Source organism: Testudinibacter aquarius, assembly GCF_004342725.1.
Taxonomy (GTDB): Bacteria; Pseudomonadota; Gammaproteobacteria; order Enterobacterales; family Pasteurellaceae; genus Chelonobacter; species Chelonobacter aquarius.
In genome coordinates this window covers 177,432-202,246 of sequence record NZ_SMCP01000002.1, presented here as the reverse complement: position 1 = coordinate 202,246, position 24,815 = coordinate 177,432, and the positions used below count along the sequence as shown (strand labels likewise).

The 24,815-nt window shown below is 47.4% G+C and carries 28 protein-coding genes; 18 read left to right on the top strand and 10 right to left on the bottom strand.

Going from position 1 to position 24,815, the window contains the following annotated elements:
• Positions 1-150: 150 nt before the first annotated feature.
• On the bottom strand, positions 151-321 hold the full coding sequence (locus tag EDC16_RS12655; RefSeq protein ID WP_157330441.1) for a hypothetical protein: 171 nt from the start codon (positions 319-321) through the stop codon (positions 151-153).
• A 339-nt stretch (positions 322-660) separates the two neighbouring features.
• Here EDC16_RS12655 and ftsB point away from each other — a divergent pair, with 339 nt between their 5' ends.
• The 10 genes from ftsB to EDC16_RS02695 all read left to right on the top strand — a co-directional run bounded on the left by ftsB (position 661) and on the right by EDC16_RS02695 (position 7,850).
• Positions 661-945 (top strand): cell division protein FtsB, encoded by a 285-nt coding sequence (gene ftsB / locus EDC16_RS02740; RefSeq protein ID WP_132965169.1) that lies wholly within the window; start codon positions 661-663, stop codon positions 943-945.
• Entirely contained in the window at positions 945-1,643 is a 699-nt protein-coding gene (ispD, locus tag EDC16_RS02735) for a 2-C-methyl-D-erythritol 4-phosphate cytidylyltransferase (protein WP_132965167.1), read from the top strand. Before ftsB ends, ispD begins: the two co-directional genes overlap by 1 nt.
• Positions 1,640-2,119, top strand: a complete 480-nt coding sequence (gene ispF, locus EDC16_RS02730) for a 2-C-methyl-D-erythritol 2,4-cyclodiphosphate synthase (RefSeq protein ID WP_132965165.1) — start codon at positions 1,640-1,642, stop codon at positions 2,117-2,119. Before ispD ends, ispF begins: the two co-directional genes overlap by 4 nt.
• On the top strand, positions 2,119-3,150 hold the full coding sequence (gene truD, locus EDC16_RS02725) for a tRNA pseudouridine(13) synthase TruD (protein WP_132965163.1): 1,032 nt from the start codon (positions 2,119-2,121) through the stop codon (positions 3,148-3,150). The genes ispF and truD overlap by 1 nt, the downstream gene beginning before the upstream one ends.
• A gap of 14 nt (positions 3,151-3,164) precedes the next feature.
• Positions 3,165-3,905 (top strand): 5'/3'-nucleotidase SurE, encoded by a 741-nt coding sequence (gene surE / locus EDC16_RS02720; protein ID WP_132965161.1) that lies wholly within the window; start codon positions 3,165-3,167, stop codon positions 3,903-3,905.
• 1 nt (position 3,906) lies between these two features.
• On the top strand, positions 3,907-4,533 hold the full coding sequence (locus EDC16_RS02715) for a protein-L-isoaspartate(D-aspartate) O-methyltransferase (RefSeq protein WP_132965159.1): 627 nt from the start codon (positions 3,907-3,909) through the stop codon (positions 4,531-4,533).
• Complete coding sequence (locus EDC16_RS02710) at positions 4,530-5,105, top strand: YqaA family protein (RefSeq protein ID WP_132965157.1); 576 nt, start codon at positions 4,530-4,532, stop codon at positions 5,103-5,105. The genes EDC16_RS02715 and EDC16_RS02710 overlap by 4 nt, the downstream gene beginning before the upstream one ends.
• Positions 5,106-5,119: 14 nt before the next feature.
• Positions 5,120-6,370, top strand: coding sequence for a murein hydrolase activator NlpD (gene nlpD / locus EDC16_RS02705; RefSeq protein WP_132965155.1), 1,251 nt, complete (start codon positions 5,120-5,122; stop codon positions 6,368-6,370).
• Between the two features lie 260 nt (positions 6,371-6,630).
• Entirely contained in the window at positions 6,631-7,278 is a 648-nt protein-coding gene (locus tag EDC16_RS02700; RefSeq protein ID WP_132965153.1) for a bifunctional 4-hydroxy-2-oxoglutarate aldolase/2-dehydro-3-deoxy-phosphogluconate aldolase, read from the top strand.
• A gap of 356 nt (positions 7,279-7,634) precedes the next feature.
• Positions 7,635-7,850 carry an HP1242/YdcH family protein gene (locus EDC16_RS02695; RefSeq protein WP_132965151.1) on the top strand — a complete coding sequence of 72 codons (216 nt, stop codon included), beginning with the start codon at positions 7,635-7,637 and terminating at the stop codon, positions 7,848-7,850.
• Between the two features lie 74 nt (positions 7,851-7,924).
• Here the strand turns inward: EDC16_RS02695 and udp are convergent, their stop codons facing one another.
• Together udp and asnC are read right to left on the bottom strand one after the other, a co-directional pair.
• Positions 7,925-8,680 carry a uridine phosphorylase gene (gene udp, locus EDC16_RS02690; protein ID WP_132965149.1) on the bottom strand — a complete coding sequence of 252 codons (756 nt, stop codon included), beginning with the start codon at positions 8,678-8,680 and terminating at the stop codon, positions 7,925-7,927.
• Between the two features lie 79 nt (positions 8,681-8,759).
• The gene (asnC, locus tag EDC16_RS02685) at positions 8,760-9,221 is read right to left on the bottom strand and encodes a transcriptional regulator AsnC (RefSeq protein WP_132965147.1); all 462 of its coding nucleotides are present in this window, start codon (positions 9,219-9,221) and stop codon (positions 8,760-8,762) included.
• Between the two features lie 181 nt (positions 9,222-9,402).
• Here asnC and asnA point away from each other — a divergent pair, with 181 nt between their 5' ends.
• From asnA to EDC16_RS02655, 6 genes are all read left to right on the top strand, one after another.
• Complete coding sequence (asnA, locus tag EDC16_RS02680) at positions 9,403-10,395, top strand: aspartate--ammonia ligase (protein ID WP_132965145.1); 993 nt, start codon at positions 9,403-9,405, stop codon at positions 10,393-10,395.
• A gap of 134 nt (positions 10,396-10,529) precedes the next feature.
• Positions 10,530-10,868, top strand: a complete 339-nt coding sequence (locus EDC16_RS02675; RefSeq protein WP_132965143.1) for a P-II family nitrogen regulator — start codon at positions 10,530-10,532, stop codon at positions 10,866-10,868.
• 62 nt (positions 10,869-10,930) lie between these two features.
• Positions 10,931-12,235: an ammonium transporter gene (locus EDC16_RS02670; RefSeq protein ID WP_132965141.1), complete on the top strand. Its 1,305-nt coding sequence runs from the start codon at positions 10,931-10,933 to the stop codon at positions 12,233-12,235.
• 158 nt (positions 12,236-12,393) lie between these two features.
• Positions 12,394-13,764, top strand: coding sequence for a bifunctional UDP-N-acetylglucosamine diphosphorylase/glucosamine-1-phosphate N-acetyltransferase GlmU (gene glmU, locus EDC16_RS02665; protein ID WP_132965139.1), 1,371 nt, complete (start codon positions 12,394-12,396; stop codon positions 13,762-13,764).
• 221 nt (positions 13,765-13,985) lie between these two features.
• A complete protein-coding gene (locus EDC16_RS02660) occupies positions 13,986-15,122 on the top strand; it encodes a YjhT family mutarotase (protein ID WP_132965137.1) in 1,137 nt (378 codons plus the stop codon).
• 167 nt (positions 15,123-15,289) lie between these two features.
• Positions 15,290-15,799, top strand: a complete 510-nt coding sequence (locus EDC16_RS02655) for a cytochrome b (protein WP_157330470.1) — start codon at positions 15,290-15,292, stop codon at positions 15,797-15,799.
• Positions 15,800-15,883: 84 nt separating this feature from the next.
• On the opposite strand, the gene glpQ is transcribed toward EDC16_RS02655, so the two are convergent.
• From glpQ to nfuA, 4 genes are all read right to left on the bottom strand, one after another.
• Positions 15,884-16,978, bottom strand: coding sequence for a glycerophosphodiester phosphodiesterase (gene glpQ, locus EDC16_RS02650; protein WP_132965133.1), 1,095 nt, complete (start codon positions 16,976-16,978; stop codon positions 15,884-15,886).
• Between the two features lie 96 nt (positions 16,979-17,074).
• Positions 17,075-18,532: a glycerol-3-phosphate transporter gene (gene glpT / locus EDC16_RS02645; protein WP_132965131.1), complete on the bottom strand. Its 1,458-nt coding sequence runs from the start codon at positions 18,530-18,532 to the stop codon at positions 17,075-17,077.
• A 225-nt stretch (positions 18,533-18,757) separates the two neighbouring features.
• Positions 18,758-21,076 carry a Tex family protein gene (locus EDC16_RS02640; protein WP_132965129.1) on the bottom strand — a complete coding sequence of 773 codons (2,319 nt, stop codon included), beginning with the start codon at positions 21,074-21,076 and terminating at the stop codon, positions 18,758-18,760.
• Positions 21,077-21,322: 246 nt separating this feature from the next.
• Positions 21,323-21,904: a Fe-S biogenesis protein NfuA gene (gene nfuA / locus EDC16_RS02635; protein ID WP_132965127.1), complete on the bottom strand. Its 582-nt coding sequence runs from the start codon at positions 21,902-21,904 to the stop codon at positions 21,323-21,325.
• 205 nt (positions 21,905-22,109) lie between these two features.
• Between nfuA and EDC16_RS02630 the strand changes: the two genes are divergently transcribed.
• On the top strand, positions 22,110-22,469 hold the full coding sequence (locus tag EDC16_RS02630) for a RidA family protein (protein ID WP_132965125.1): 360 nt from the start codon (positions 22,110-22,112) through the stop codon (positions 22,467-22,469).
• On the opposite strand, the gene vapC is transcribed toward EDC16_RS02630, so the two are convergent.
• From vapC to EDC16_RS02615, 3 genes are all read right to left on the bottom strand, one after another.
• Positions 22,470-22,871 (bottom strand): type II toxin-antitoxin system VapC family toxin, encoded by a 402-nt coding sequence (gene vapC, locus EDC16_RS02625; protein ID WP_132965124.1) that lies wholly within the window; start codon positions 22,869-22,871, stop codon positions 22,470-22,472.
• Positions 22,855-23,064, bottom strand: a complete 210-nt coding sequence (locus EDC16_RS02620; RefSeq protein WP_132965122.1) for a type II toxin-antitoxin system VapB family antitoxin — start codon at positions 23,062-23,064, stop codon at positions 22,855-22,857. The genes vapC and EDC16_RS02620 overlap by 17 nt, the downstream gene beginning before the upstream one ends.
• 78 nt (positions 23,065-23,142) lie before the next feature.
• Entirely contained in the window at positions 23,143-23,865 is a 723-nt protein-coding gene (locus tag EDC16_RS02615) for a phosphoribosyltransferase family protein (RefSeq protein WP_132965449.1), read from the bottom strand.
• A gap of 136 nt (positions 23,866-24,001) precedes the next feature.
• On the opposite strand from EDC16_RS02615, the gene EDC16_RS02610 reads away from it, so the two are divergent.
• The gene (locus EDC16_RS02610) at positions 24,002-24,808 is read left to right on the top strand and encodes a Cof-type HAD-IIB family hydrolase (RefSeq protein ID WP_132965120.1); all 807 of its coding nucleotides are present in this window, start codon (positions 24,002-24,004) and stop codon (positions 24,806-24,808) included.
• Positions 24,809-24,815: the final 7 nt, after the last annotated feature.

Here is a 24,815-nt window from a genome sequence, read left to right as displayed (position 1 = left end):
GTTTTGTCGATAAAAGTGCGGTTTTAGCACAAATCTTTATTAATTGGCTTATTGTTAATGAATCTATACGCTTTTGTAATTATCATTATGTATGCTAATTCGGTGATAAAAAGATTTATTTCAATAGGTATATATGGATAAATAAAATTTCTAAACAAAGAGAAAAGGACTACTACTAATATAAACTCTTTTATATTTATTCTGCTTATTAATATTTTCATTATAACCGCCATGCACCCTATAATTAGAAAAATAATCTTTTGCATATTTTTCAGAGTTGAATTTATATTCCTCAACTCTGTGTTCACCTTTCTTCATCATTAAAGTTATCTTCCGATGATAAACTTGACTATAGTGCTCTTAAGTAGCAAGCTGATTATTATTGATATTAATTATCACTTCAATGATCTTGCTCACATATTTCCTCTTCCATGATTAAGGTTTTGTATATTACTTATTGTTTTATCTATTTTTTTTCTGAATTAAATCTGTGGGATACATAGCATTTAGCCTATTGGTTGTTGCGCTATCAAATGTAAACATAGTGAGTGGCAAGAGTATTGGAGCAATCCTCTTTAGCGAAATGCTGTTTAGCGTTCCACTTTTGGCGAATTTCAAGGTAAACTATCCCCATTTTTAACTCAAACAGGAAAGGCAAGTATGCGGGTATTGATCATTATCCTTGGTGGTCTGCTGCTGCTGTTTCAATACAGCTTTTGGTTCGGCAAAAACGGCTACCGTGATTATCAGGCGGTGCAGCAGGAAATTGAGCAACGATCGGCGGAAAATACCCTGTTGGCGCAGCGTAATCAATTGATTATGGCAGAAATCAAAGATTTGAAAGAGGGCGTAGCGGCAGTAGAAGAACGTGCCCGCCTGGAACACGACATGGTCAAATCCAACGAGGTTTTCTACCGTTTAATGAAAGCGGACGAATATCAATAATGGTGGCGCGTAATATTATTGCCATCGTGCCGGCGGCGGGTGTCGGCAGTCGGATGCAGCAGGATAAACCCAAGCAGTATTTATTGCTGAACGGCAAACCCATTTTGCAACACACCTTGGACGTGCTGTTGAGCTATGCGCCGATTGAAAAAGTGATTTTGTCGGTGGCGCAAGACGACCCCTACATCGGACAATTGGGCTTAGCGCAACATCCGCAAATTCAGATGGTACACGGTGGTGAAACCCGTGCGGCTTCGGTGTTTGCTGCGTTGCAAAGTGCGGTAGAAATTGGGAATGGCGAGAGTTGGGTGCTGGTGCATGATGCGGCACGCCCTTGTTTGACCCATCAAGATTTGGATAAATTGCTGCAAATCGACGATCCCAACGGGGCTATTTTAGCGTATCCGGCAACCGATACGATCAAGCGTGCCGATAGCGCACAACAGATTCAAGCCACTGAAGATCGCTCGCAATTGTGGCACGCCTTGACCCCGCAATTCTTCCCTACCGAATTACTGACAAAAGCCTATGCCCATGCGTTTGAACAGAATTTGATCCTGACGGATGAAGCCTCGGCGATGGAGCTGTCGGGCTATAAACCGCACTTGGTGTCGGGACGCTCAGATAATTTGAAAATCACCCGACCGGAGGATCTGGCCTTGGCGGAATTTTATTTACAACGGAGAAACGGCAAATGATACGCATAGGACATGGTTTTGATGTACACGCTTTCGGCGGTGCAGGGCCGATAATTATCGGCGGCGTGGCAATTCCCTATGAAAAGGGGCTGTTGGCGCATTCGGACGGCGATGTGGCACTGCACGCCTTGACCGATGCTTTGCTAGGCGCGGTGGCGTTGGGTGACATCGGCAAATTATTCCCCGACACCGATATGGCCTATCAAGGTGCTGACAGCCGTGGCTTATTGCGTGAAGCCTATCGCCAAGTGCGGTTGCAAGGCTACCGAGTGGGCAATGTGGACGTCACGATTATTGCGCAAGCGCCGAAAATGCGACCGCATATTGACGCCATGCGGGCTTGCATTGCCGAAGATTTGGGCTGTTATGTGCAACAAGTGAATGTGAAGGCAACCACCAGCGAAAAGCTGGGATTCACCGGGCGCGGCGAAGGCATTGCCTGTGAAGCGGTAGCACTGCTGCTTAAGGATAGCTGATGTCAGAACTGCAATATTTATACGGTAAACCACAACAAACCGCCCGCTTGAAAGCCGAATTCAGCGATTTTATCGTGAAAGAGGAGCTGGGCTACGCAATCAGTGGCGAAGGCGAATTTGTTGCCTTAAAGGTGCGCAAAACCAATGCCAATACTTTGTTTGTTGGTGAGAAGTTGGCGGCATTTGTCGGCATCTCCGCCAAAAACATGAGTTATGCCGGCTTGAAAGATCGCCATGCAGTCACTGAGCAGTGGTTCTGCCTGCATCTGCCGGGCAAGGCGACACCGGATTTCAGCCAGTTTGCATTGGAGGGCGTTGAGGAGGGCGTTGAAATTTTGCACGTCAGCCGCCATAATCGCAAAATCCGCATCGGCAGCTTGCAAGGCAACCGTTTTGAGATTTTATTGCGAGATTTGCAGCAAAGTGCCGATTTGATTCAGCGTTTACAACAAATTGAAAAGTGCGGTTTTCCCAACTATTTTATGGAGCAACGCTTCGGACGTGACGGGCATAATTTGACTCAGGCGCTGCGTTGGGCGCAAGGTGAAATTCAGGTTAAAGACCGTAAAAAGCGTAGCTTTTACCTCTCCGCCGCTCGCAGTGAATTGTTTAATTTAATCGTTTCACAGCGGATTGAAGATCAGTTGACGACGACGGTGTTAGACGGTGATGTGCTGCAATTGCAAGGCTCACACAGTTGGTTTGTGGCAACGGCAGCGGAATTGCCGTTGTTACAGTTGCGCTTGCAGCAACAGGATCTTGCTTTGACCGCAGCGCTAGTCGGTTCAAAGCAACTGGACAGCCAAGCCGAAGCCGCCGAACGTGAGCGAGCGGTGGTAGAGCAACACCCTGAATTGCTGGCTTTAATGCAGCAAGAGCGGTTGCAAAATGCGCGCCGCGCATTGTTGGCGCAGGCGCAAGATTTCACTTGGCAGTTTGCGGCAGACGGCTTGCGTTTATCGTTTTATCTGGACAGTGGCAGTTATGCTACGGCGCTGGTGCGTGAAGTAGCGCAGCTTGAACATGAATAACAACAAGGATAATTATGCATATTTTGTTAAGTAACGATGACGGGATCCATGCCGAGGGAATTCAAACCATGGCGGCGGCATTACGCAAATTTGCCACTGTGACCATTGTCGCACCGGATCGTAACCGCAGTGCAGCCTCGAGCTCGTTAACCTTGGTTGAGCCACTACGGCCGCTAAAATTACCAAACGGTGACTACTGCATCAACGGCACGCCGGCGGATTGTGTGCATTTGGCGCTGAACGGTTTCCTTGCCGGACGGGTTGATCTGGTGGTTTCCGGTATCAATGCCGGTGCGAATTTAGGCGATGATGTGATCTATTCCGGCACAGTCGCAGCGGCATTGGAAGGACGACACTTGGGTTTGCCGTCGATTGCGGTGTCATTAGACGGACGAATTTATTTTGAAACCGCAGCGCAGGTGGTGTGTGATTTGATTCCGAAATTGCACGACAATGTGTTGAGTTCGCGCGAAATCATCAACATCAACGTGCCGGATCTGCCGTATGCTGACTTAAAAGGTTCGAAAGTAACTAAATTGGGCTATCGTGAATCAGCCAGTGAAATGGTGAAACAGATTGATCCACGTGGCGAAAGCATTTATTGGGTGGGTGCCAGCGGTCTGCCGGAATACAGTGGTGAGGGGACAGACTTTCATGCCGTGGAGCACGGCTATGTCTCTTTGACACCGATTCAAACTGATATGACGGCGCATCAGTCATTGCAACGGCTACAACATTGGCTGGAAACGGCATAAGATGTCTAAAATCGAACAACGCCGCTTGGTGCAGCGCCTTCAGGCGCAGGGAATCAAAGATCAGGCTATTTTACAGGCGATCTATGAGATCCCACGTGCGTTTTTTGTGGAGGAGGCGTTCACTCGCCGTTGTTATGAAAATATGGCGATTCCGATTGGCGAAGGACAAACGTTATCACAACCCTACATTGTCGCCAGAATGACCGAACTGTTGGGATTGCAAGCCGAGCATCATGTGTTGGAAATCGGCACCGGCAGTGGCTATCAGACCGCACTTTTAGCAAAATTATGCCATAAAGTTTATAGCGTGGAGCGAATTAAAAAATTACAATGGCAAGCGATTCACCGCCTGAAAAAATTGGAGTTGCATAATGTGCAACTGCGCCATGCTGATGGCTGGGAGGGCTGGAAAGCCAAAGCACCGTTTGATGCGATTATGGTGACCGCTGCCGCAGAAAATATGCCGATTGAGTTGCTACAACAGCTGCGTGACGGCGGCAGAATGGTGATCCCAATCGGGGTTGGCAATCAAATATTGCAATTGATTACTCGCATCGGAGATCGGTATCGAGTGGAAAATATAGAAGATGTTAAATTTGTACCGTTGGTGGCAGGAGAGCTACAGTGAAAATTTTTGGTAAAATGTATGACAAGACCATGCAGTGGTCACGTCACCGTTTAGCGGTTTATTGGTTGTGTTTTGTCAGCTTCATTGAAGCGGTCTTTTTTCCGATTCCGCCGGATGTGATGTTGATCCCAATGGCGATGAACAAACCTAAACAGGCAATGAAATATGCACTTTACACCGCACTTGCCTCAATGTTGGGCGGATTGCTCGGCTATGCGATCGGCTATTACGCTTATGATTTTGTTCAACATTATATTATCCAATTTGGTTATCAGGCGAAAATGGAACAAGTGATAGCTTGGTTTGACCAGTGGGGTATCTTGGTATTATTCGTCGCCGGTTTCTCGCCGATTCCCTATAAAGTATTCACCATTGCCGGCGGGTTGTTGCATATGGCACTGCTGCCGTTTGCCGTGACCGCTTTTGTTTCCCGTGCGGCACGGTTTATTCTGGTCGCAAAATTGTCCGCCTGGGGCGGGCCAAAAATTGAAGCCAAGTTGCGCCGTTCTATTGAAGTGATCGGTTGGGGCGTGGTAGTCTTAGCGGTTATCGCTTATCTTATTTTACGTTAGTCAAGGATTTAAACATGAAAAATAAACTGTTCTTTTTCCCGGCAACTGCGCTGGCGTTGGCTGTTTTAGCCGGTTGTAGCAGCAGTGGCGGTGCGCCGGTACAAAGTGCGGACGGCAATCTGTCTCCGGGCATTATGCAGCCGGTTGAAGCCAGTGGTGCGAGCAATGGTAGTTGGCAGCCTGAAATTCAGCAGCAAAGTATGCCGGAAAGTATGTCGGTGCAACAAGCCATTCAACAGCCGATCGGACAAGCGCAAACCCAAACGCAACAGGTGCAGCAAAATGTACAAAGTGCGGTGCAGCAGCCGATTGGACAGGTGCAGCAGGCTACTCAAACTGTCGGCACGGCGGTGAACAGCCAAACTCGTACTAATAATGCTTCACAGGATTTCACGATCCCGCGTGACAGCGCCACTAATGCTCCAATCTATAATCAAATTGATAAAGGTTTTTATAAAGGCGACAATTACACAGTGCGTAAAGGCGATACCATGTTTTTAATCGCTTATATTTCCGGTATGGATGTGGCAGAGCTGGCGGCGAAAAACCAGATGAGCGAACCTTACAATCTGAAAGTCGGACAAGTTTTGAAAATCGGCAACGGAGCAAGTGCGGTTGCACCTAGCTCGGCGCCTGCAGGCGGTACGGTAGCGGCACAATCAGCACCAGCAACAACTCCAGCCGTTACCCAACCAGCGGTTTCTTATACACCGGGTCCGAATAATACTCAATATGGCTCTGACGGTACGATTATCGGACCGGTGAAAGCCTCAGCCGGTAATGCCGCCACTATGGCGCAGCAACAGGCACAACAAGCAGTGACGGCAACGGCAGGAACAGTAGCCACAGCAGCTGCTCGTGTGGATACGACCCCACCAAGTGCGGTTAATTCTAACATCAGTTGGCGCTGGCCGAGCAGCGGCAAAGTGATTCAAGGCTTTTCCTCTTCAGACGGCGGCAATAAAGGTATCGATATTTCCGGTTCACGTGGACAAGCAGTGAATGCCGCCGCCGCAGGGCGGGTGGTGTATGCCGGTAATGCATTGCGCGGCTACGGCAATCTGATCATCATCAAACACAATGATGATTTCCTCAGTGCCTATGCGCATAACGAAAGCATTTCAGTCAAAGACCAGCAAGAAGTCAGCGCCGGACAGCAAATTGCCAAAATGGGCAGCTCCGGTACTAATTCGGTCAAACTGCATTTTGAAATCCGTTACAAAGGCAAATCAGTCGATCCGGCTCGCTACTTACCGTCGCGTTAATGGTCACCACGTTAGGGTCTATAGCTCAAATTATAAACAAAGATCAACAGACCCTAGTACAGCTCGTTTTAGCTCAAACAACGGACAGAATTTTCTGTCCGTTTGTGTTTGTATTAAGTGATCAAGATCACAAAAAATGGCTTTAAACCGCACTTTTCATCGTGTGATATGCGACAGTGGTCCGTTTTTTTGCTATCTTTAAAAAGCTGTTTTGATATTGTGTTTTTTGATTGACGGAATTTTTAACAAGGATTTTTGCTATGAATTGGAGTTTACAACCTAGTGCGGTTTTTGCCGCTTCCCCGGTGGTGCCGGTGATGGTGATCAAACATTTAAAGGATGCGTTACCAATGGCGCAAGCACTGTCGGCAGGCGGCATTAAGGTGTTTGAGATTACCTTGCGCAGTGCGGTGGCACTAGAGGCGATTAAAATCATCAGTGAAGCGATGCCAGAGGCGCTGGTAGGCGCCGGAACAGTGATTTCGCCACAGCAATATGATGCGGCACTTGCAGCAGGGGCGAAGTTTATTATTTCGCCGGGAGCGACGCTGTCGTTATTAAAACATGCTGCGCAGGGCGAAGTGCCGTTAATGCCGGGTACTTCAACGCCATCTGAGATGATGACCGCACTTGAATTGGGCTACGATCATTTGAAATTTTTTCCGGCAGAAGCCAATGGCGGTGCTCCGGCATTGAAAGCGATTTCTGCCCCATTGCCACAGTTGAAGTTCTGCCCGACCGGCGGGATTAGCCCGAAAAATGTGGCCAATTATATGGCATTGGATTGTGTGGCGACGGTGGGTGGTTCTTGGATGATTCCGAATGAGGCAATCGCTGCTGGAAATTGGGATGAAGTGACACGCCTCACGCAAGAAGCGGTGCAGTTTGTCGGCGGCTTACGCAAATAAGCAGACTCGCTTTATAATTGACAGGATGCACCCGTGGTGTCCTGTTTTTTATTTCACTATATAGGGTCTGTTGATCTTTGTTTATAATTTGAGCTATAGACTATTTTTCGCCACTACTGCGTTAAAAGCCGTTCGTTTAGAATAACTAAACTTCACGACTTTTGCCTTGTATTGACGAAAAATAGTCTATAGCTCAAATTATAAACAAAGATCAACAGACCCTAAACAAATATCAACAAACCCTAATTAAAGTCAATTTTGTGAGCTGTCGCCGAGTTATATTTGCTATTTGGTGTTAGAGTAAAACAAAATTGATTTGCTTCCGTCTATTCCCATCATTTAACAGGAGTTTTAGTATGTTTCCAGAATATCGTGATTTGATCAGCCGTCTGAAATTAGAAGATGCCCACTTTAGCCGTTTGTTTGACAAGCACAATGAACTTGACCACAAAATTAAAGCCATTGAAACCAATATAGAATTGGGTACGGTGACTGAAGTTGAAAATCTGAAAAAAGAGAAGTTGCGCCTCAAAGATGAGTTATATCTGATTTTGAAAAACGCAGCAGCCTAGGATAGGCGCTAATATCAAAAATCCCGCACATTAGTCAATGTTGCGGGATTGGTTTATCTAAGGATGATTAAGGTTTAAGCCAGCTGTCCGGCCGCTTTCACCACCAAGGCTACCGCTGTGCCTTCAGCGGCTTTGATGGTACTTTCGTTTGGAATTTCTTGCTGGGTGCGGTTGACGATCACGGCAGAAATCATGCCCGCTCTTAAGCCTAACGCTGAGCACATGGTGAATAAGGTGGCAGATTCCATCTCAAAATTCATCACGTTCAGTTGTTGCCACTCTTTCAGCGAGTCTTTGAAACGGCGGCAGATTTTGCCACTGTAGGTATCGTAGCGCTCTTGTCCCGGATAGAATGTATCGGAAGAAGCCGTGATGCCGACATAGGTCGCTGCGCCGCTTTCTTTGGCAACTTGGTATAGCGCCGAAGTACAAGTGAAATCGGCTACTGCCGGGTATTCTAACGGTGCAAAGTGTTGGCTGGCGCCGTCTAAACGCACCGCACCGGTGGTGACTAAAATATCACCGACATTAATATGTGGCTGAATCGCACCGGTAGTGCCGATGCGCAAGAAAGTGCGCACGCCTAATTGTGCTAACTCTTCTACTGCGATTGAAACAGAAGGACCACCGATCCCTGTGGAACAGATCATAATTGGTTTACCGCCGACATAACCTAACCATGAAGTAAACTCGCGGGTAGAGACCAAAAATTTAGGTTTGTCCATCTGCTTAGCAATACGCTCGACACGAGCCGGATCACCCGGGACGATCGCAACCGTTGCCCCTTCCAAATCCGCTTTAGTTAACCCTAAATGAAATACATCTGCCATAAAAACATCTCCTTGTTATTATTATTGATTTATATAAAATTTTATATATACCGTAAAAGAGATATTTTACGCCAAACAATTAAGGATTTATATCTCTCAGAATAGGATTTTGCATAGAAATTAACGTTTCTGTGGACTGGATCTCATCTATCAGCTGAATTTTGTTCGCCAGTACCCCATGTAGCTCTTCAATAGTGTGGGTCATCACCTTGATAAAGATAGAGTAATTGCCGGTGGTGTAATAAGCCTCAACCACTTCGTCAAAAGTTTGCAGCTTTTTAATCACGGTGTCGTAGTCTTTAGCGCTTTTTAGAATAATGCCGATAAAGCAGCAAACATCATAACCCAGTTTGCGTTCGTTGATCCGCACTTTAGTCCCTTCTATCACACCCGATTGGCGCATTTTTTCTACCCGAACATGAATTGTTCCCGGACTGACCCCGAATTTTTTTGCCATTTCGGCATAGGGGGTTCGGGCATCTTTGGTCAGAACCCGCAAGATTTGTTGATCAAGAGCATCAATGTGGCTGGTATGTTGCATACGCTTCTCCGATTTTAGTTTTTTTTCAAAAAAAATATGCTTCTATTGATTAATGACCACATATTAACAAAAAAAATTAAAAAAGTATTGGAATTTTTTGTTTGTTTGTTGAATAATGCATAAAAACGACAAGCAAAACACTTTTTTTATTTAATCAACCCAGACAAACTTTAGATAAATTATGAAAAATTCCTTTATTTTGCAACAACAAGAAATCAGTTTCGTTAAAAACACCTTCACACAAATGTTAAAAGAACACTTAAAAATCGTTGAGGTGCAAGGGCCGCTACTTAGTCAAGTCGGCAATGGTATGCAGGACAATTTGTCCGGTGTAGAAAATGCGGTACAAGTGAATATTCGCGAAATTCATGGGGTGCGGTTTGAGGTGGTGCACTCCTTGGCAAAATGGAAACGCCATACCTTGGGACGCTTTGATTTCCAGCCGAATGAAGGATTGTTTGTACACATGATTGCGTTGCGCCCCGATGAAGACAGCCTTGATCAAACCCACTCGGTATTTGTTGATCAATGGGACTGGGAGAAAGTGATTCCGGCAGGCAGTCGCAATTTGGACTTTTTAAAACAAACGGTGCGTTCGATTTACACTGCCATCAAAGAAACCGAGCAAATGGTGGAAGTGCAGTTTGGGATTAAAGGCTCGCTGCCGTCGGAGATCACCTTTATCCACACCGAAGATCTGGTGCGTCGTTATCCGAATATGAGTGGCAAAGAACGCGAAAGTGCGGTCTGCAAAGAGTTTGGCGCAGTATTTTTAATCGGGATCGGCGGCAAGCTGTCTGACGGCAAACCGCACGATGGACGTGCGCCGGATTATGATGATTGGACCACGCCAAGCGAAGGCGAATATAAAGGCTTGAACGGTGATATTCTGGTATGGAACCCGGTGCTGCAATCGGCATTTGAGTTGTCTTCAATGGGGATTCGGGTTGATGAAACCGCACTTCGGCATCAGTTGGCGTTGACTAATAACGAAGAACGCGCTGAATTTCCTTGGCATCAGGATTTATTGAATGGCAGATTGCCGCAATCGATCGGTGGTGGTATCGGACAGTCGCGCATGGCGATGTTGTTGCTGCATAAAGAACATATCGGACAAGTGCAGTCCAGTGTGTGGCCAAAACGGATTACCGATCAGTACGAAAATATTTTGTAAGCCATTTTTAGCAGTACTTTTTTTATTTTTATTTTTTGATATTTACTCGGAAAGCAACCTTTTTTATGTCGTCAGACAAATTAGGTTTGCTCCTCATTTTAAGTTTTATTGTATGACTTTCTAAGGAGAAACTTATGAAACAAATCACTGCCATTGTGCAACCCTTCCGTTTAGATGAGATCCGTGAAGCCCTGTCCGACATCGGCATCCAAGGCATAACCGTCACTGAAGTCAAAGGCTTCGGGCGGCAAAAAGGACACACCGAGCTGTATCGTGGTGCCGAATATGCGGTCGATTTCCTACCTAAAATTTCACTGGATATTGTGTTGAGTGATGACCTGGCTGATCAAGCGGTCGAGGTCATCTGCCAAACGGCGCGCACCGGAAAAATCGGTGACGGCAAAATCTTTGTAAAACCGGTGGATAAAGTGATTCGCATCCGCACCGGTGAAACCGATGAAAATGCCATTTAACGATTGTTTAATTTTTATTTTTACTTCATTTTAAACTCGGAAACAACTGTATAGGTGAAAATATGAAAAAATCACTTGTTATCGGCGGCATGACCGCCCTGCTACCTGCTGCAGGCTTTGCCTCAGAAACGACGGACTGGATCCGCCCGATGTCGGACATCAGCGCAGGCGATACTGCTTGGGTGATGGTCTCGGCGATTTTGGTACTCTTTATGACATTGCCCGGCTTAGCACTGTTTTATGCCGGCATGGTACGGAAGAAAAATGTGTTGGCGACCATGGTGCAAAGTATTGCCGTTGCTTGTTTAATCTCGTTATTATGGATGAGCTTCGGTTACAGCTTAGCCTTCACCTCCAATAACGGCTTTATCGGCGGGACGGAGCGCTTTTTCCTGAGCGGTATGAATGTCTTCACCGACAGTCAACAACTGACGATTTTCCCAGGTGCTGCCACTATTCCGGAACCGGTGTTTATGCTTTTTCAAATGGCGTTTGCCGTGATCGCCGCCGCCATTATTACCGGCGCTTTTGCCGAACGAATCAAGTTTTCCGGCATGTTATTGTTCAGCGCTTTATGGTCACTGTTGATTTATGTGCCGACAGCACACTGGGTTTGGGGGCCGGACGGCTGGTTGGCGGCTGACGGTGTGTTGGATTATGCCGGCGGCACGGTTATCCATATCAATGCCGGTATTGCTGGCTTGGTCGGTGCAGTGATTATCGGTAAACGTATTGGATATGGCAAAGAAGCGATGCCGCCGCACAACTTGGTGTTGACGCTGGTGGGCATGGCGATGTTATGGGTCGGCTGGTTCGGCTTCAACGCTGGCTCCGCATTAGCAGCGGATGGTCGTGCCGGGATGGCAATGGCAACCACGCAAATTGCAACAGCGGCGGCAGCAGTGGCTTGGATGTTGACCGAACGCTTGCTGGGGCATAAACCGTCAGCATTGGGCTTAGCTTCCGGTGCAGTAGCAGGCTTGGTAGCGATCACCCCGGCGGCGGGTTTTGTCAGCGTGCAAAGTGCGGTTTTCATCGGTTTGATTTCCGGTGTGGTCTGTTTTTGGGGCGCAACCAAACTCAAATATTGGTTAGGCTATGACGATTCGTTGGACGCCTTTGGGATTCACGGCATCGGTGGTATCGTTGGGGCAGTATTGACCGGTGTGTTTGTTTCGACCGACATCAGTGGTGGTGGCGCCAGTCTATGGGTGCAAATTAAAAGTATCTTGATTACGGTGGCTTACAGCGGCGTCGGCAGCGTGATCCTGTTCTTTCTCGTCAGCAAAATCACCGGTTTGCGCGTGGAAAAAGACGAAGAACGCCAAGGATTGGATGTGGTGTTGCATGGCGAGCGGGTTGAATAAGACCAGCACTGAGTGATTGAATAGCGTCATTTAACCGCACACCTTAGCCGCACTTTGCTGCCGAATTGCTCGGCAATAAAGTGCGGTTATTTGCATTTATCAGTCGATAAATTTAAGGTAAAATCTGTGCCATCTGATTTAAACGAGAGAAATCGAAAATGAGCGAACAAAAATTAAGTGTGGTGATTTTAGCTGCCGGAAAAGGCACCCGAATGTATTCAGAACTGCCGAAGGTGCTGCATAATGTTGCGGGCAAACCGATGGTCAAGCATGTGATCGACACCGTAAAAGCGTTAGGCGCCAACAATATTCACCTGATTTATGGTCATGGCGGCGAGCTGATGCAGCAGCGGTTGCAAGCAGAGCCGGTTAATTGGGTGTTGCAGGCGGAGCAATTGGGAACCGGTCATGCGATGCAGCAGGCCGCACCGCACTTTGCCGATGATGAAGACATTCTGATGCTGTACGGCGACGGCCCGTTGATTACACAGGCGACGTTGGAAAAGCTGATTGCGGCTAAACCACAACATGGCATTTCGCTGTTGACGGTGCAACTGGACGACCCGACCGGCTATGGACGGATTATCCGCAAGGACGGCAATGTGGTGGCGATTGTGGAACAAAAAGATGCCAATTCTGAGCAGCTTAAGATTCAAGAAGTCAACACCGGCGTGATGGTCGCCAGTGGTGCCAGCTTCAAAAACTGGCTGTCACGCTTGAATAACAACAATGCCCAAGGCGAATATTACATCACCGATGTGATTGCATTGGCGAATCAAGATGGCTGTCAAGTCTGTGCTGTACCGGCGGCGGATAGAATGGAAGTCGAGGGTGCCAACAACCGTCTGCAACTGGCGCAATTGGAACGCTATTATCAGCAGCAACAGGCCAAACGGCTATTACTGGCGGGCGTGATGTTAATTGATCCAGAACGTTTTGACTTGCGTGGCGAACTGCTGCACGGCAAAGATGTGGAAATTGATGTCAATGTGATTATCGAAGGCAAAGTAGAGCTGGGTGATCGCGTGCGGATCGGTGCCGGCTGCGTATTGAAAAACTGCCGGATTGCAGCAGATGTGGAAGTGAAACCCTATTCGGTGATCGACGATGCAGTGATTGGCGAAAGTGCGGTGATCGGGCCGTTCTCACGGCTGCGTCCGGGCGCCGAGCTGGCAGCGGAAACCCATGTCGGCAACTTTGTCGAAATTAAAAAATCACACGTCGGCAAAGGTTCAAAAGTGAACCATTTGACCTACGTCGGCGATGCGGAAATCGGCAGCAACTGCAATATTGGTGCGGGGGTGATCACCTGCAACTACGACGGTGTGAATAAATTCAAAACCATTATCGGGGATAATGTGTTTGTTGGTTCCGACAGCCAGTTGATAGCACCGGTTAAGATTGCCGACGGGGCAACCATCGGCGCCGGCGCAACGATTACTAAAGATGTTGCCGACAACGAGTTGGTGATTAGCCGTGTGCCACAGCGCCATATTGCCAACTGGCAGCGCCCGACCAAGAAAAAATAACTCGCCTTTTCCCCTGCCGTGAAAGCTGCAAACCGCACTTTTACGGCATAAAATATCCCCACGTTTGTGGCAAAAGTGTGATCTTCCTTGAAATTCCGCTAATAAAATTGAATTTAATATTGCTTTTATAAATGGAGTAAATATATCATCCTGATATAAGGAATGATAATTACCTTTCAATATTGGTCGAATTATCGCCAAGTCCTAACCTAAGCGAGAGTATGAAAGCGATAAAAACCGTGTTATCCCGTCTTATATTCGGTCTATGTCTGACAACGGCGGTTGCTGTGTCAGCAGCGTACCCGAATTTGCCACAGCCGATTAAACAAGGCGGTGGTGCGTTGATTGGCGATATGCTGTATGTCGGTTTGGGTACTGCGGGTGACAAATTTTATCGGTTGCCGCTGCAAGCAGCAGAGAGCAAGGCAAAGTGGCAACCGATTGCTGATTTCCCGGGTGGCGATCGAATACAGCCAATTGTTGTGGTGCTGGATCAACAGTTGTATGTTTTTGGTGGATTGCACACCAATCAACAGGGCGTTCGCCAGTTTATTAACGATGTACACCGTTATGATCCGCAGCAAGATCGTTGGGTCAAGCTCAATGCAGAGGCACCGCGAGGTTTGGCTGGCGGTGGTGCGGTAACTCATAACGGAAAAATTTATCTGCTCGGCGGAGCTAATTTATCCTTGTTAAACGGCTATTTACAAGATTATGCCGCAGCAGAAGATGTCACGCAGCAACAGCTGGTGGATCAGGTGTTTTTCCAAAAACGACCACAAGACTATTTTTTTACCAACGAATTACTAAGTTATACCCCGCACAACAACCAATGGCACAATGAAGGTAAAATCCCTTTTGAACCGAGAGTCGGGGCTGCTGTGTTAGGGCAAGGTGAAACACTGTTAGTGGTCAGTGGTGAGATTAAACCCGGCTTGACAAGCGCCACCACTGCACAGGGGCGACTTTCAGCGCAAGGGGTAAGTTGGAAAGCGCTACCGAATTTGCCGGCATTACGAGGCAAATCGCAAGAAGGCATTGCGTGGGCAGGTGGCGGTTACAGCCACGGCTACTATTTGATTGCAGGTGGTACAAATTTTGCGGGGGCACAAGCTCAATTTGCTGCCGGAGAGCTGTTTGCTCACCAGAATCTAGCAAAAGTCCGACAAAAAGAGATTTATGCGCTAAAAAACGGACGCTGGAAAATGGTCGGGGAACTTGCCAATCCGGTCAGCGGTGCGGTCAGTGTTTCTTACCACAATCAGGTATTGTTGATTGGCGGTGAGAATGACAGTGGCGAAGTGCTGAGTACGATCCAAGTATTGGAATACGACGGCAGTAAATTAATGATTGAATAACAAACTTCCTCTATTGAGTTTGTCCTCTTTCCCCTTACCTAAGGTTAAGGGGATTTTTTTGTCATTTTTTTATCAATACATAAAAGAATCAGCACGTCCTAATTTGTAGCTAATTTTGCTGCATATAATGTTGGCTAAGTTCAATAATGATGAGTAAGGATATGATAATGACCACTCGTTACCCTAACGCAATGATTTACAGCCATTGGCTCACGGTTGTATTGGTGCTGATCGCCTACCTCAGCAGCGGCCATCCGACCCGTGACGGCTTGATCGGGGAACTGCATGTGTTCAGTGGGCTGCTGGTGGCTAGTATGCTTATAGTGCGCTTGCCTCTCCGGTTCTTCTACCGCCGCCACATTCCACAACAGCCAGCGTTAGCCGATTGGCAAGAAAAAGCAGCAAAAAGCGTGCAAACCGCACTTTATCTATGCATGGCATTGATTCCGCTGAGCGGCTGGTTGGCACTGGCTAACAAAACACAGCAGTTCAGTGCATTTGGCGTGGCTATCCCCTTAAATAACAATGGTAGTCTGCTACATTTTGTTGGGGAACTCCATCCATTTCTCGGCAATTTATTTCTGATATTAGCAGGATTGCATGCGGCAGCAGCGTTGCTGCACCATTTCTATTTCAAAGATGGGGTATTAAAAAGTATGTCACCGCACAGGAAATAGTGCTTAAATTAATAATCGTTTTGCGCAGCAACAAAAAGTGCGGTCAGCTTTTCAGCCTGACCGCACTTTAGGTATCAATCGTGGTTATTGCTTATCTTTACCCAAGAATTTCACCGCCATATCCGGGAAGTCGGTGAAGACACCGGTGGCGCCGGATTTATTTAATAACGCATCGAACATTTGGTCGATATTGCTGAAAAACGGTGGCAGAGCGTCGTTGCGCACCGTGTACGGATGCAGTTCCAGTTTGTTAGCGGCAATATCCGCGACCATGTCGGTGTATTGAATGTTGCCCGCAGTGGATTTTTTGTCGTCAATCAACATATACCAACCCGGTCCGACCCCGTCGGCATATTTGGCAACTTCAGCCATTGCACCTGGTTTGAACATCCAGTCGTAGTCGTAGTTGACCCATTTGCCATCGGCGCCTTTCTCTTCGGTTTCATGCCAGTCGCTGTAAGCCACCAATTGAACTAATTTGATGTCCATGCCCAGTTTTGGCAGTAATTCGGTTTTAATGCGTTTGAGTTCGTTGAAATCGAAGGTTTGCAGATAAACTGCGGAATCTTTCGTGGTATAACCGTATTTTTTCAAGACTCTCAGCGTTTCCAACGCAATGTCTTTGCCTTCCTGGTGGTGCAGCCAAGGGGCTTTGATTTCAGGATAAATCCCGATTTTTTTGCCGCTGGACTTTTCCAAGCCTTGGATAAATTCGATTTCATCTTCAAAGGTGTGAATGGTGAAATGCGATTTCCACATTGGGAAACGCCCCGGATAGACCTGCACTTGTTTGCCGTTTTCGAGTTTAAAGTTTTCAGTCATTTCCAGCGTTTGAATTTCTTTCAATGTGAAATCCGCCACATAGTAACGTCCGTCTTTGCGCGCACGTTTCGGGAATTTTTTCGCCACATCGGTTAAGCCGTCCAGAAAGTGATCGTGGATCACCACTAAGCGATTGTCTTTGGTCATTGCCAAATCTTGCTCTAAATAATCGGCTTTCTGTCCGAATGCCAAGGCTTTGGATTCCAGCGTGTGTTCCGGCAAATAACCGCTGGCGCCACGGTGGGCGATCACCAATTTTTCTTGATTGCTCAGGTTGCTAGTGTGCTGACTACTGCCGACACAGGCAGCAAGTGCGGTTGACGCAGCCAATACGATGGCTAAGGTTTTTAATTTCATGGCATTTTCCTTATTTTTATTAGGCTTTGTTGATGTTGCCGAATTTAGGTAAAAAGAAAGACGAAACAATGTTCGTCTTTCTACTATCAGGTTGCATTATTTGATCAAGCGATCTTCTTCTGCAATTCTGGCTTTATGTTTGGCTTCTTCCACCATGGTGATCAACATCAGCACACAAGCCAGTGCTGAACCACCGATCATGATATAGAAACCACCGTTCCAGCCGTAGGTGTCTGCTGCCCAGCCGATTACCGCACTTGCCGCTACCGTACCGCCCAAATAACCGAATAAGCCGGTGAAGCCTGCTGCCGTTCCGGCCGCTTTTTTCGGCGCTAACTCTAAGGCGTGCAAGCCGATTAACATTACCGGACCGTAAATCAAGAAACCGATGATGGTCATCATGATAAAGTCAGTCAATTGATACGGGTTTTGATACCACGGCAGCGTTGCATAATGCGCCAGCTCCGCTTCAGGTGTCGCCGGGTTCATCCAGAATACCACCACGGCGATGGTGACCATCACCATAAATATAAAGCCGGTCAGACCGCGTCTGCCTTTGAACACTTTATCCGACATCCAACCACACAACAGCGTGCCCGGGATTGCAGCAAATTCATAGATGGCATAGGCAGAGGCGGTGGCTTTGATATCGAAGTGTTTGACCTCGCCCAAATAGACCGGAGACCATTTCAAAATACCGTAACGGATCAAATAAACGAACACGTTAGCGATGGCGATGTACCACAACAAGCGGTTTTTCAACACATAGGTGACGAAAATATCACGGGTATTCAGTTCATGTTCGTAGGTTTTTTCGTTGTAATCTTCCGGATAGTCGTTTTTATACTCTTCAATCGGCGGCAAACCGCAGGATTGCGGAGTATCTTTCAGGGCAAAATAGATGATAACCGAGGCGATCATTGCCGCAATACCCGGATAATACAGTGCTTCTTGCCAAACGTGACCGAAGGTGACTTTGGTGACTTCCGGGTGGTTTGAGGCATAAATCACGCTGGCTAAACCGACCAATACCGCCGGCATCATGCCACCGAGATTGTGCGCCGTGTTCCAGATCGATACGATAGTGCCGCGCTCTTTTTTCGACCACCAGTGCACCATGCTACGCCCACTTGGCGGCCAGCCCATGCCTTGGAACCAACCGTTGATAAATAGCAGTACGAACATGATTAAAATGCCGGATGTCGCCCAAGGCACCAAGCCCATCAGGGTCATACACATTCCGGAAAGTGCTAAGCCGAACGGCATAAACATTTTCGGGTTGGAGCGGTCGGAAATCGCTGCCATAAAGAATTTAGACAGTCCGTACGCTAAACCCGGCGCAATCCCGATAATCCCCAGTTGTGTTTTGGTATATAACCCGGCTTCGATCAAGCCCTTTTGTGCTAAATCGAAATTACTGCGGGTAAAATAGTATGCTGCATAACCAAAGAAAATGCCCATAAACACCTGCCAACGCAGCCGAGTATAAGTTGGGTCGATTTTCTCTTGAGGTAATAACGGCTTATGTGCCGCCGGTTTAAAAAAACCAATCATAGAACACCTCTTCTTATTTTATAAGAATTATTATTGAATTAATCATATAGGGATACATGATAAAATATGTATCTTCTCGCACATTGTAACAGCTTCATTCGGACTTTGAATTTTCGATTATGAAAATTGAGAGGGAAATCACATTCCTTTTGGAAATGGGCGAATATTTGCTCCATAATAGTCAAAAAACCGCCCGTTTTTGGGCGCGGACGGTTTTTGATGCGGCTATTTTTTCCAGTTTTTTAACGCATCGGCAAAGGCATTATTGCCGAGCGGCGCATGACGGCGGCTATGGTTTTTTGGATTTGCAGCGGAGCTGACCGCACTTTTGTGCTGTTCACTGCCACGGCTTGAGCTGTTTTTATCCTGCGGTTGTTCGTCTAAACGGCAGCTTAAGGCGATGCGTTTGCGGGCGATGTCCACGTCCATCACTTTGACTTTTACCACATCGCCGGTTTTCACCACTTCATGCGGATCTTGCACGAATTTATCCGATAATGATGAGATATGCACCAAACCGTCCTGATGAACGCCAATATCGACAAAAGCGCCGAAATTGGTGACGTTGGTGACTGTACCTTCTAAAATCATACCGACGGTGAGATCGGTGATCGCTTCTACGCCATCCATAAAGGTAGCGGTTTTGAATTCACCGCGTGGATCACGTCCCGGCTTTTCCAATTCACTCAAAATATCGCGTACGGTCGGCAAACCGAAACGCTCGTCGGTAAATTGTGCCGGATTCAGTGCGCTGACCGCACTTGAATTGCCGATTAGATCCTGAATGGTGTGGGCAGTAGCTTGTAAGATTTTCTCCACCACCGGATAGGCTTCCGGGTGCACGCTAGAGGCATCTAACGGGTTTTTACCGTTGCTGATCCGCATAAATCCGGCGCACTGTTCAAAGGCTTTCGGCCCTAAACGGCTGACTTTTTTCAGTTGCTCACGGCTGTCGAAACGCCCGTTCTCATCACGGTAATTGACAATATTTTGTGCCAGGGTGGCGCTCATGCCGGCAACTCGTGCCAACAATGGTGCCGAGGCGGTGTTCAGATCGACGCCGACGGCATTCACACAATCCTCAACCACCGCATCCAGTTTGCGTGCCAGTTGGCTTTGATTGACATCATGCTGATACTGTCCCACGCCGATCGCCTTCGGGTCAATCTTCACCAGCTCAGCCAATGGATCTTGCAAGCGACGGGCAATCGAAACAGCGCCACGCAACGAAACGTCTAGCTGTGGAAACTCTTGCGCCGCCAATTCCGAAGCGGAATAGACTGAGGCACCGGCTTCGCTGACCACCACTTTTTGTGCTTGCCAATCATGTGATTTTGCCAAAACCTCAGCCACAAAACGTTCGGTTTCGCGCGATGCCGTACCGTTGCCGATGGCAATTAAGCCGACGTTGTATTTTTTCCCCAGCTGGTAAATACTCACCATCGCTTTTTCTATTTGTCCGGTGTGTGGGTAAATAGTCTCAGTTGCGAGTAATTTTCCGGTGTTATCCACCACCGCCACTTTCACACCAGTACGCAAACCGGGATCCAGCCCCATGGTGTTTTTCGCACCGGCCGGTGCTGCCATCAAAAGTGCGGTCAGGTTGCGGGCAAACACCTCAATCGCTTCGCTTTCTGCTTGTTCACGCAACGCCGCCATCAGCTCGGTTTCCAAATGCAGCGAAATCTTAATCCGCCAAGTCCAGCTGATCACCTGCTGGCGCCAGCTGTCCGCCGCTTGTTGGTTGAAATTCACGCCCAAATGTTGGCGGATGATCTCTTCACAATAACTTTGGCGCACGCTGTCGTCTTGATCAGGATCAGCATTCAAACTCAGTTGCAAAACGCCTTCGTTACGCCCGCGCAGCATCGCCAATGCTCGGTGTGACGGCACTTTGGCGAGGTGTTCTTGGTGGGCAAAGTAATCTTGAAATTTATCCCCTTCGCTCTCTTTACCTTCAATCACTTTCGCCGCTAATACTGCATTTTTCTGCAAATAGGCACGCACTTTAGCCAATAATTCCGCATCTTCAGCAAAACGCTCCATCAAAATATAGCGTGCGCCGTCCAGTGCGGCTTTGACATCAGCCACGCCTTTTTCTGCATTAATAAATTGCTCAGCGGCTTGCTCAGGCGCTTGTTGCGGATCTTGCCACAGGCTGTCGGCCAGCGGTTCCAAGCCGGCTTCAATCGCAATTTGCCCTTTGGTACGGCGTTTGGGTTTATATGGCAGATAGAGATCTTCCAGTTCGGTTTTGCTTTGGCAGCTGTCGATTTTGGCTTGCAGCTCAGCGCTGAGCTTCCCCTGATCGGCAATCGACTTTAGAATGGTTTGGCGGCGCTCGTCCAGTTCACGCAGGTATAATAAACGGGTTTCAAAATGGCGCAATTGGGTGTCGTCCAAGCCGTCGGTCACTTCTTTACGGTAGCGGGCGATAAACGGAATCGTGTTGCCTTCGTCCACCAGACCGATGGCGGCAAGGATTTGTTTCGGCTGCACATTCAGTTCTTGTGCAATGGTTTGGCTGATGATTTGGTTTAGCATAATGAAATCTCTTGAGTAACAATGCAAAAGAGCGGTTTAATTAAACCGCTCAGTGTATTGACAAAGATATTTGATGAGGCAAAGTAGGAGCGGATTATATATCCGCCCGAACCGCACTTTGCATTTTTCCGTTATTGATTAAATGCTTATACCACACTTCGCAAGCGGACGGATATACAATCCGCCCTGTATCTACTTTGTTGTATAAACTACCTTTGCCAGTCATTTGAGCGTAGTAGCGATAATCTAATAATACGAGTGTTCACCGTGTTGGTGTTCGGTGATATCACGCACGCCGTGCAATTCGCCGGCAAATTGTTGCAACAGTTGTTTTTCAACCCCGTCTTTCAGGGTGACATCCACCATCGAACAGCCGTTGCAGCCGCCGCCGAATTGCAGTACTGCATAACCGTCATCGGTCAGCTCGATTAGGGTAATTCGTCCGCCGTGGTTTGCCAGTTGCGGATTGATTTGGGTTTGAATCACATAATCCACCCGTTCGATTAATGGCGCATCGTCCGCCACTTTTTTCATTTTGGCGTTCGGGGCTTTCAAGGTCAGCTGTGAACCCATATCGTCGGTGACGAAATCCAGTTCCGCTGCTTCCAAAAACGGATAGCTGACTTCATCGACGAAGGCAGAAAACAAGTCGTATTTCAGTTCGGTATCACTCGCTTCGACCGCATTTGGTGGGCAATAGGACACGCCACACTCGGCATTTGGGGTGCCGGGATTGACCACGAAAATACGAATATTAGTGCCTTCTTCTTGTTGATCAAGCAGTTTGCGGAAATGCGCCTGTGCGCTATCGGAAATTTGAATATACATATTTCACCTTGATTTTATAAGGATAATATCCGACTTATCTTGTCGGAATACAGTTGGCAAAATAATACGCTTTAATCCGATCTTTTTCCAGTTTTTCCGTTTTTTGTCAGCGGCAACTTTGTTTGTGTTCGCTGCACCGTGTTTTTCGGGTTTCCTTAAGAACTTGTGTTAAGATAAGTTCCCATTTTTATCAGGAGCAAATTTCATGGCAATCCAATATTTCGGGCAAACCCCGCGTTTTTCAGAGGCCACTGTCGCCAACGGCTTTGTTTTTCTCGCCGGTATGGTGCCGGAAAACAGTGCTGCCGATATTTATCAACAAACCCGTGATGTGTTGACGCAAATCGACAGCTGGCTTGCCAAGTGCGGTTCGGACAAAAATCACCTGCTGGAAGCGACCATTTTCCTGCGCGATATGGCGGATTACGACGGCATGAACCGCGCTTGGGACGAATGGGTCAATCCGCAGCACAGCCCGGCACGTGCTTGTGTTGAGGCAAAATTGGCAAAAGCCGACTGGAAAGTGGAAATTAAAGTGTCGGCGTTGCAGGCTAACCGCCCTTAGCTATTCGGCTTGGTATGCAGCTTGTAATCCTAAATGGGAAACAAAAGGCAGAAAATCGCGATCTCGAAACAGCAGCGGAATATGTTGACGGATGCAAAAGCCGGCGATCATCACATCATTACTTTTGCGAATGGTAATGCCTTGCTGACGCAAAGTGCGGTAATCCTGAGCATAACGCTGTGCGTTTTCAATGCCCAAAATTTCGAAACAGTGTAAAGCGGCAAGTGCGGTTTTGGCTTGGTAATACTCTTTCTCAAGCCGAAAGCCTTGCAGAATTTCCATTAAAATGACATCGGTCAATGCTACTTGTCCGTTTTGCAGCACATCGTCCAACTGATCAGTTTGCGGATTGATCACCCCATTGAAATAATCAATCCATACGCTGCTATCCGCGATAATCATCGTCTATACTCCGCATTTCAGTCAGATCACCTTCCCAGTGCAATGCACCGCGTAACTCACGGATTTTTTGTTGCCGTTTTTGTTGCACCAACAACTGTAAACCGGCTTCCACCGCTTCACGCTTACTGCGTAACCCCGATAGCAACAAGGCTTCATTCATTAAATGATCGTTAATCACAATATTGGTACGCATATTTCCCTCCATTGATTTTGTTGTGCGGGTTTTGATGTGTATGCTTTGTTTAAATTATACACATAAATTATGATTGCGCTAGGTGCGGCACAAACACCACACCTGAATTTGTGTGATACCGCACTTTTGTAACAGTCGGCAGAGTTCCGCCATGGTTGCGCCGGTGGTGATCACATCATCGACAATCGCCACCGAGCGGTAATGGATTTCACTGATTTTCGGATTTATTGCAAAGGCTTTTTTCAGATTATTGCGCCGCTGTTTACTGTCTAATCCACGTTGCGGCGGCGTGTGGCGTAACCGTTGTAATAAGCGGTTATCACTCGGAATGTTTAGCCAATGGGAAAGCTGTTGTGCCAGCAATCCTGCTTGATTATAACCCCGCTGCCATTGGCGCAGTGGGTGCAACGGCACTGGCAGCAACACCTCTGGCAGGGGTAAGCCGTGTGCTCGTTGTGCCTGTTTGACCGCCAGCAGCAACAAGCGTGCTAAAGTGCGGTCGAGTTGAAACTGGCGCTGAAATTTAAAGGCGTGAATCAAATCCGACAATGGTGGCTGAAAATGGCTGATGGTGACCAGTTGCTGCCATGGCGGTGGATCGGTCAGACATTTGCCACAATGCAGCGTATCAAATACCAATTCCTCGCCACAGCTGCCGCAATAGGCAAAGCGTTTGATCTCCCGGTTGCAATTGCTGCAAATGCCGTGTGCTGCAATCATCAGCCGCTTTTGGCAGCAAACACAACCGGCGTCTAGCCACGCTTCGATTGATGTCCTAAGTGACGCTTTAAACTGCTGCATAATTTCCTTGATGTTGTTGAGCCCAAACCAGAATAAGCCAACCGCAGTTTGAATTGGAAAATCGGTGATATTTTTCCGATCCGGATCGAAAAAATCCTTTATACTGAGGTTACCTTTTACTTGTTTGGACCTTGACATGCTAGACCCGAAAAATATCAAAATCGTCTTTTTCGACATCGATGAAACCTTATATATTAAGCATCAACAGCATTTACCACCGTCGGTTCACACCGCACTTAGCCGCTTAAAGCAAAACGGCATTATTCCGGCGATCGCCACCGGACGTTCGCTGTGTTCATTTCCAAAGGAGATTGATGAACTGCGACAAACCTTGCCGATTGAGCTGTTTGTGACAATCAATGGACAATATAATTGCTACCAACAACAGCCGGTAGCCACATTTCCGCTGGCAACCGCCGATATTGAACGTTTAGTCACCTTCTTTGCCCACCATAATATTGACTATGCTTTTGTGTCGGAGGAGCATGTGGCCGTCAACCAAGTGACGGAACGTTTGGATCAAGCAATTCGACCGATAACCGACCGTTACATTATTGATAAAGACTATTTCCGTCACCATGCGGTCTATCAAATGTTGATTTTTTATGATGAGAGCCACGATCAAATGATTGCCGATTCCGGTATTTTAGGCGATAAATTCCGAGTGGTGCGCTGGCATGATTTTTCTGTCGATCTGTTGGCTGCCGATGGTTCGAAGGCACGTGGTATTCATGCGGTATTGCAGCATTTTAAGCTGAAACCGGAAAATGCGGTGGCGTTTGGCGACGGGTTGAATGACCTTGAAATGCTGAGTGAAGTCGGCTTTGGCGTGGCGATGGGCAATGGACATCCGGAGCTGAAAGCGGTTGCCAATTATGTCACTGACGATATTGCTGATGACGGGCTGTATAACGGGCTGCAAACGTTGGGCTTGATTCACTGATGGTGGC

Coding starts and splice junctions, on each gene's coding strand:
- EDC16_RS02700 (WP_132965153.1), top strand. CDS start 6,631: ATGAATTGGAGTTTACAACCTAGTGCGGTTTTTGCCGCTTCCCCGGTG.
- ispF (WP_132965165.1), top strand. CDS start 1,640: ATGATACGCATAGGACATGGTTTTGATGTACACGCTTTCGGCGGTGCA.
- EDC16_RS02630 (WP_132965125.1), top strand. CDS start 22,110: ATGGCAATCCAATATTTCGGGCAAACCCCGCGTTTTTCAGAGGCCACT.
- EDC16_RS02695 (WP_132965151.1), top strand. CDS start 7,635: ATGTTTCCAGAATATCGTGATTTGATCAGCCGTCTGAAATTAGAAGAT.
- surE (WP_132965161.1), top strand. CDS start 3,165: ATGCATATTTTGTTAAGTAACGATGACGGGATCCATGCCGAGGGAATT.
- EDC16_RS02655 (WP_157330470.1), top strand. CDS start 15,290: ATGACCACTCGTTACCCTAACGCAATGATTTACAGCCATTGGCTCACG.
- nfuA (WP_132965127.1), bottom strand. CDS start 21,904: ATGTATATTCAAATTTCCGATAGCGCACAGGCGCATTTCCGCAAACTG.
- vapC (WP_132965124.1), bottom strand. CDS start 22,871: ATGATTATCGCGGATAGCAGCGTATGGATTGATTATTTCAATGGGGTG.
- asnA (WP_132965145.1), top strand. CDS start 9,403: ATGAAAAATTCCTTTATTTTGCAACAACAAGAAATCAGTTTCGTTAAA.
- asnC (WP_132965147.1), bottom strand. CDS start 9,221: ATGCAACATACCAGCCACATTGATGCTCTTGATCAACAAATCTTGCGG.
- EDC16_RS02640 (WP_132965129.1), bottom strand. CDS start 21,076: ATGCTAAACCAAATCATCAGCCAAACCATTGCACAAGAACTGAATGTG.
- truD (WP_132965163.1), top strand. CDS start 2,119: ATGTCAGAACTGCAATATTTATACGGTAAACCACAACAAACCGCCCGC.
- EDC16_RS12655 (WP_157330441.1), bottom strand. CDS start 321: ATGATGAAGAAAGGTGAACACAGAGTTGAGGAATATAAATTCAACTCT.
- EDC16_RS02675 (WP_132965143.1), top strand. CDS start 10,530: ATGAAACAAATCACTGCCATTGTGCAACCCTTCCGTTTAGATGAGATC.
- ftsB (WP_132965169.1), top strand. CDS start 661: ATGCGGGTATTGATCATTATCCTTGGTGGTCTGCTGCTGCTGTTTCAA.
- EDC16_RS02670 (WP_132965141.1), top strand. CDS start 10,931: ATGAAAAAATCACTTGTTATCGGCGGCATGACCGCCCTGCTACCTGCT.
- udp (WP_132965149.1), bottom strand. CDS start 8,680: ATGGCAGATGTATTTCATTTAGGGTTAACTAAAGCGGATTTGGAAGGG.
- EDC16_RS02715 (WP_132965159.1), top strand. CDS start 3,907: ATGTCTAAAATCGAACAACGCCGCTTGGTGCAGCGCCTTCAGGCGCAG.
- EDC16_RS02610 (WP_132965120.1), top strand. CDS start 24,002: ATGCTAGACCCGAAAAATATCAAAATCGTCTTTTTCGACATCGATGAA.
- EDC16_RS02660 (WP_132965137.1), top strand. CDS start 13,986: ATGAAAGCGATAAAAACCGTGTTATCCCGTCTTATATTCGGTCTATGT.
- glmU (WP_132965139.1), top strand. CDS start 12,394: ATGAGCGAACAAAAATTAAGTGTGGTGATTTTAGCTGCCGGAAAAGGC.
- ispD (WP_132965167.1), top strand. CDS start 945: ATGGTGGCGCGTAATATTATTGCCATCGTGCCGGCGGCGGGTGTCGGC.
- EDC16_RS02620 (WP_132965122.1), bottom strand. CDS start 23,064: ATGCGTACCAATATTGTGATTAACGATCATTTAATGAATGAAGCCTTG.
- glpQ (WP_132965133.1), bottom strand. CDS start 16,978: ATGAAATTAAAAACCTTAGCCATCGTATTGGCTGCGTCAACCGCACTT.
- glpT (WP_132965131.1), bottom strand. CDS start 18,532: ATGATTGGTTTTTTTAAACCGGCGGCACATAAGCCGTTATTACCTCAA.
- nlpD (WP_132965155.1), top strand. CDS start 5,120: ATGAAAAATAAACTGTTCTTTTTCCCGGCAACTGCGCTGGCGTTGGCT.
- EDC16_RS02615 (WP_132965449.1), bottom strand. CDS start 23,865: ATGCAGCAGTTTAAAGCGTCACTTAGGACATCAATCGAAGCGTGGCTA.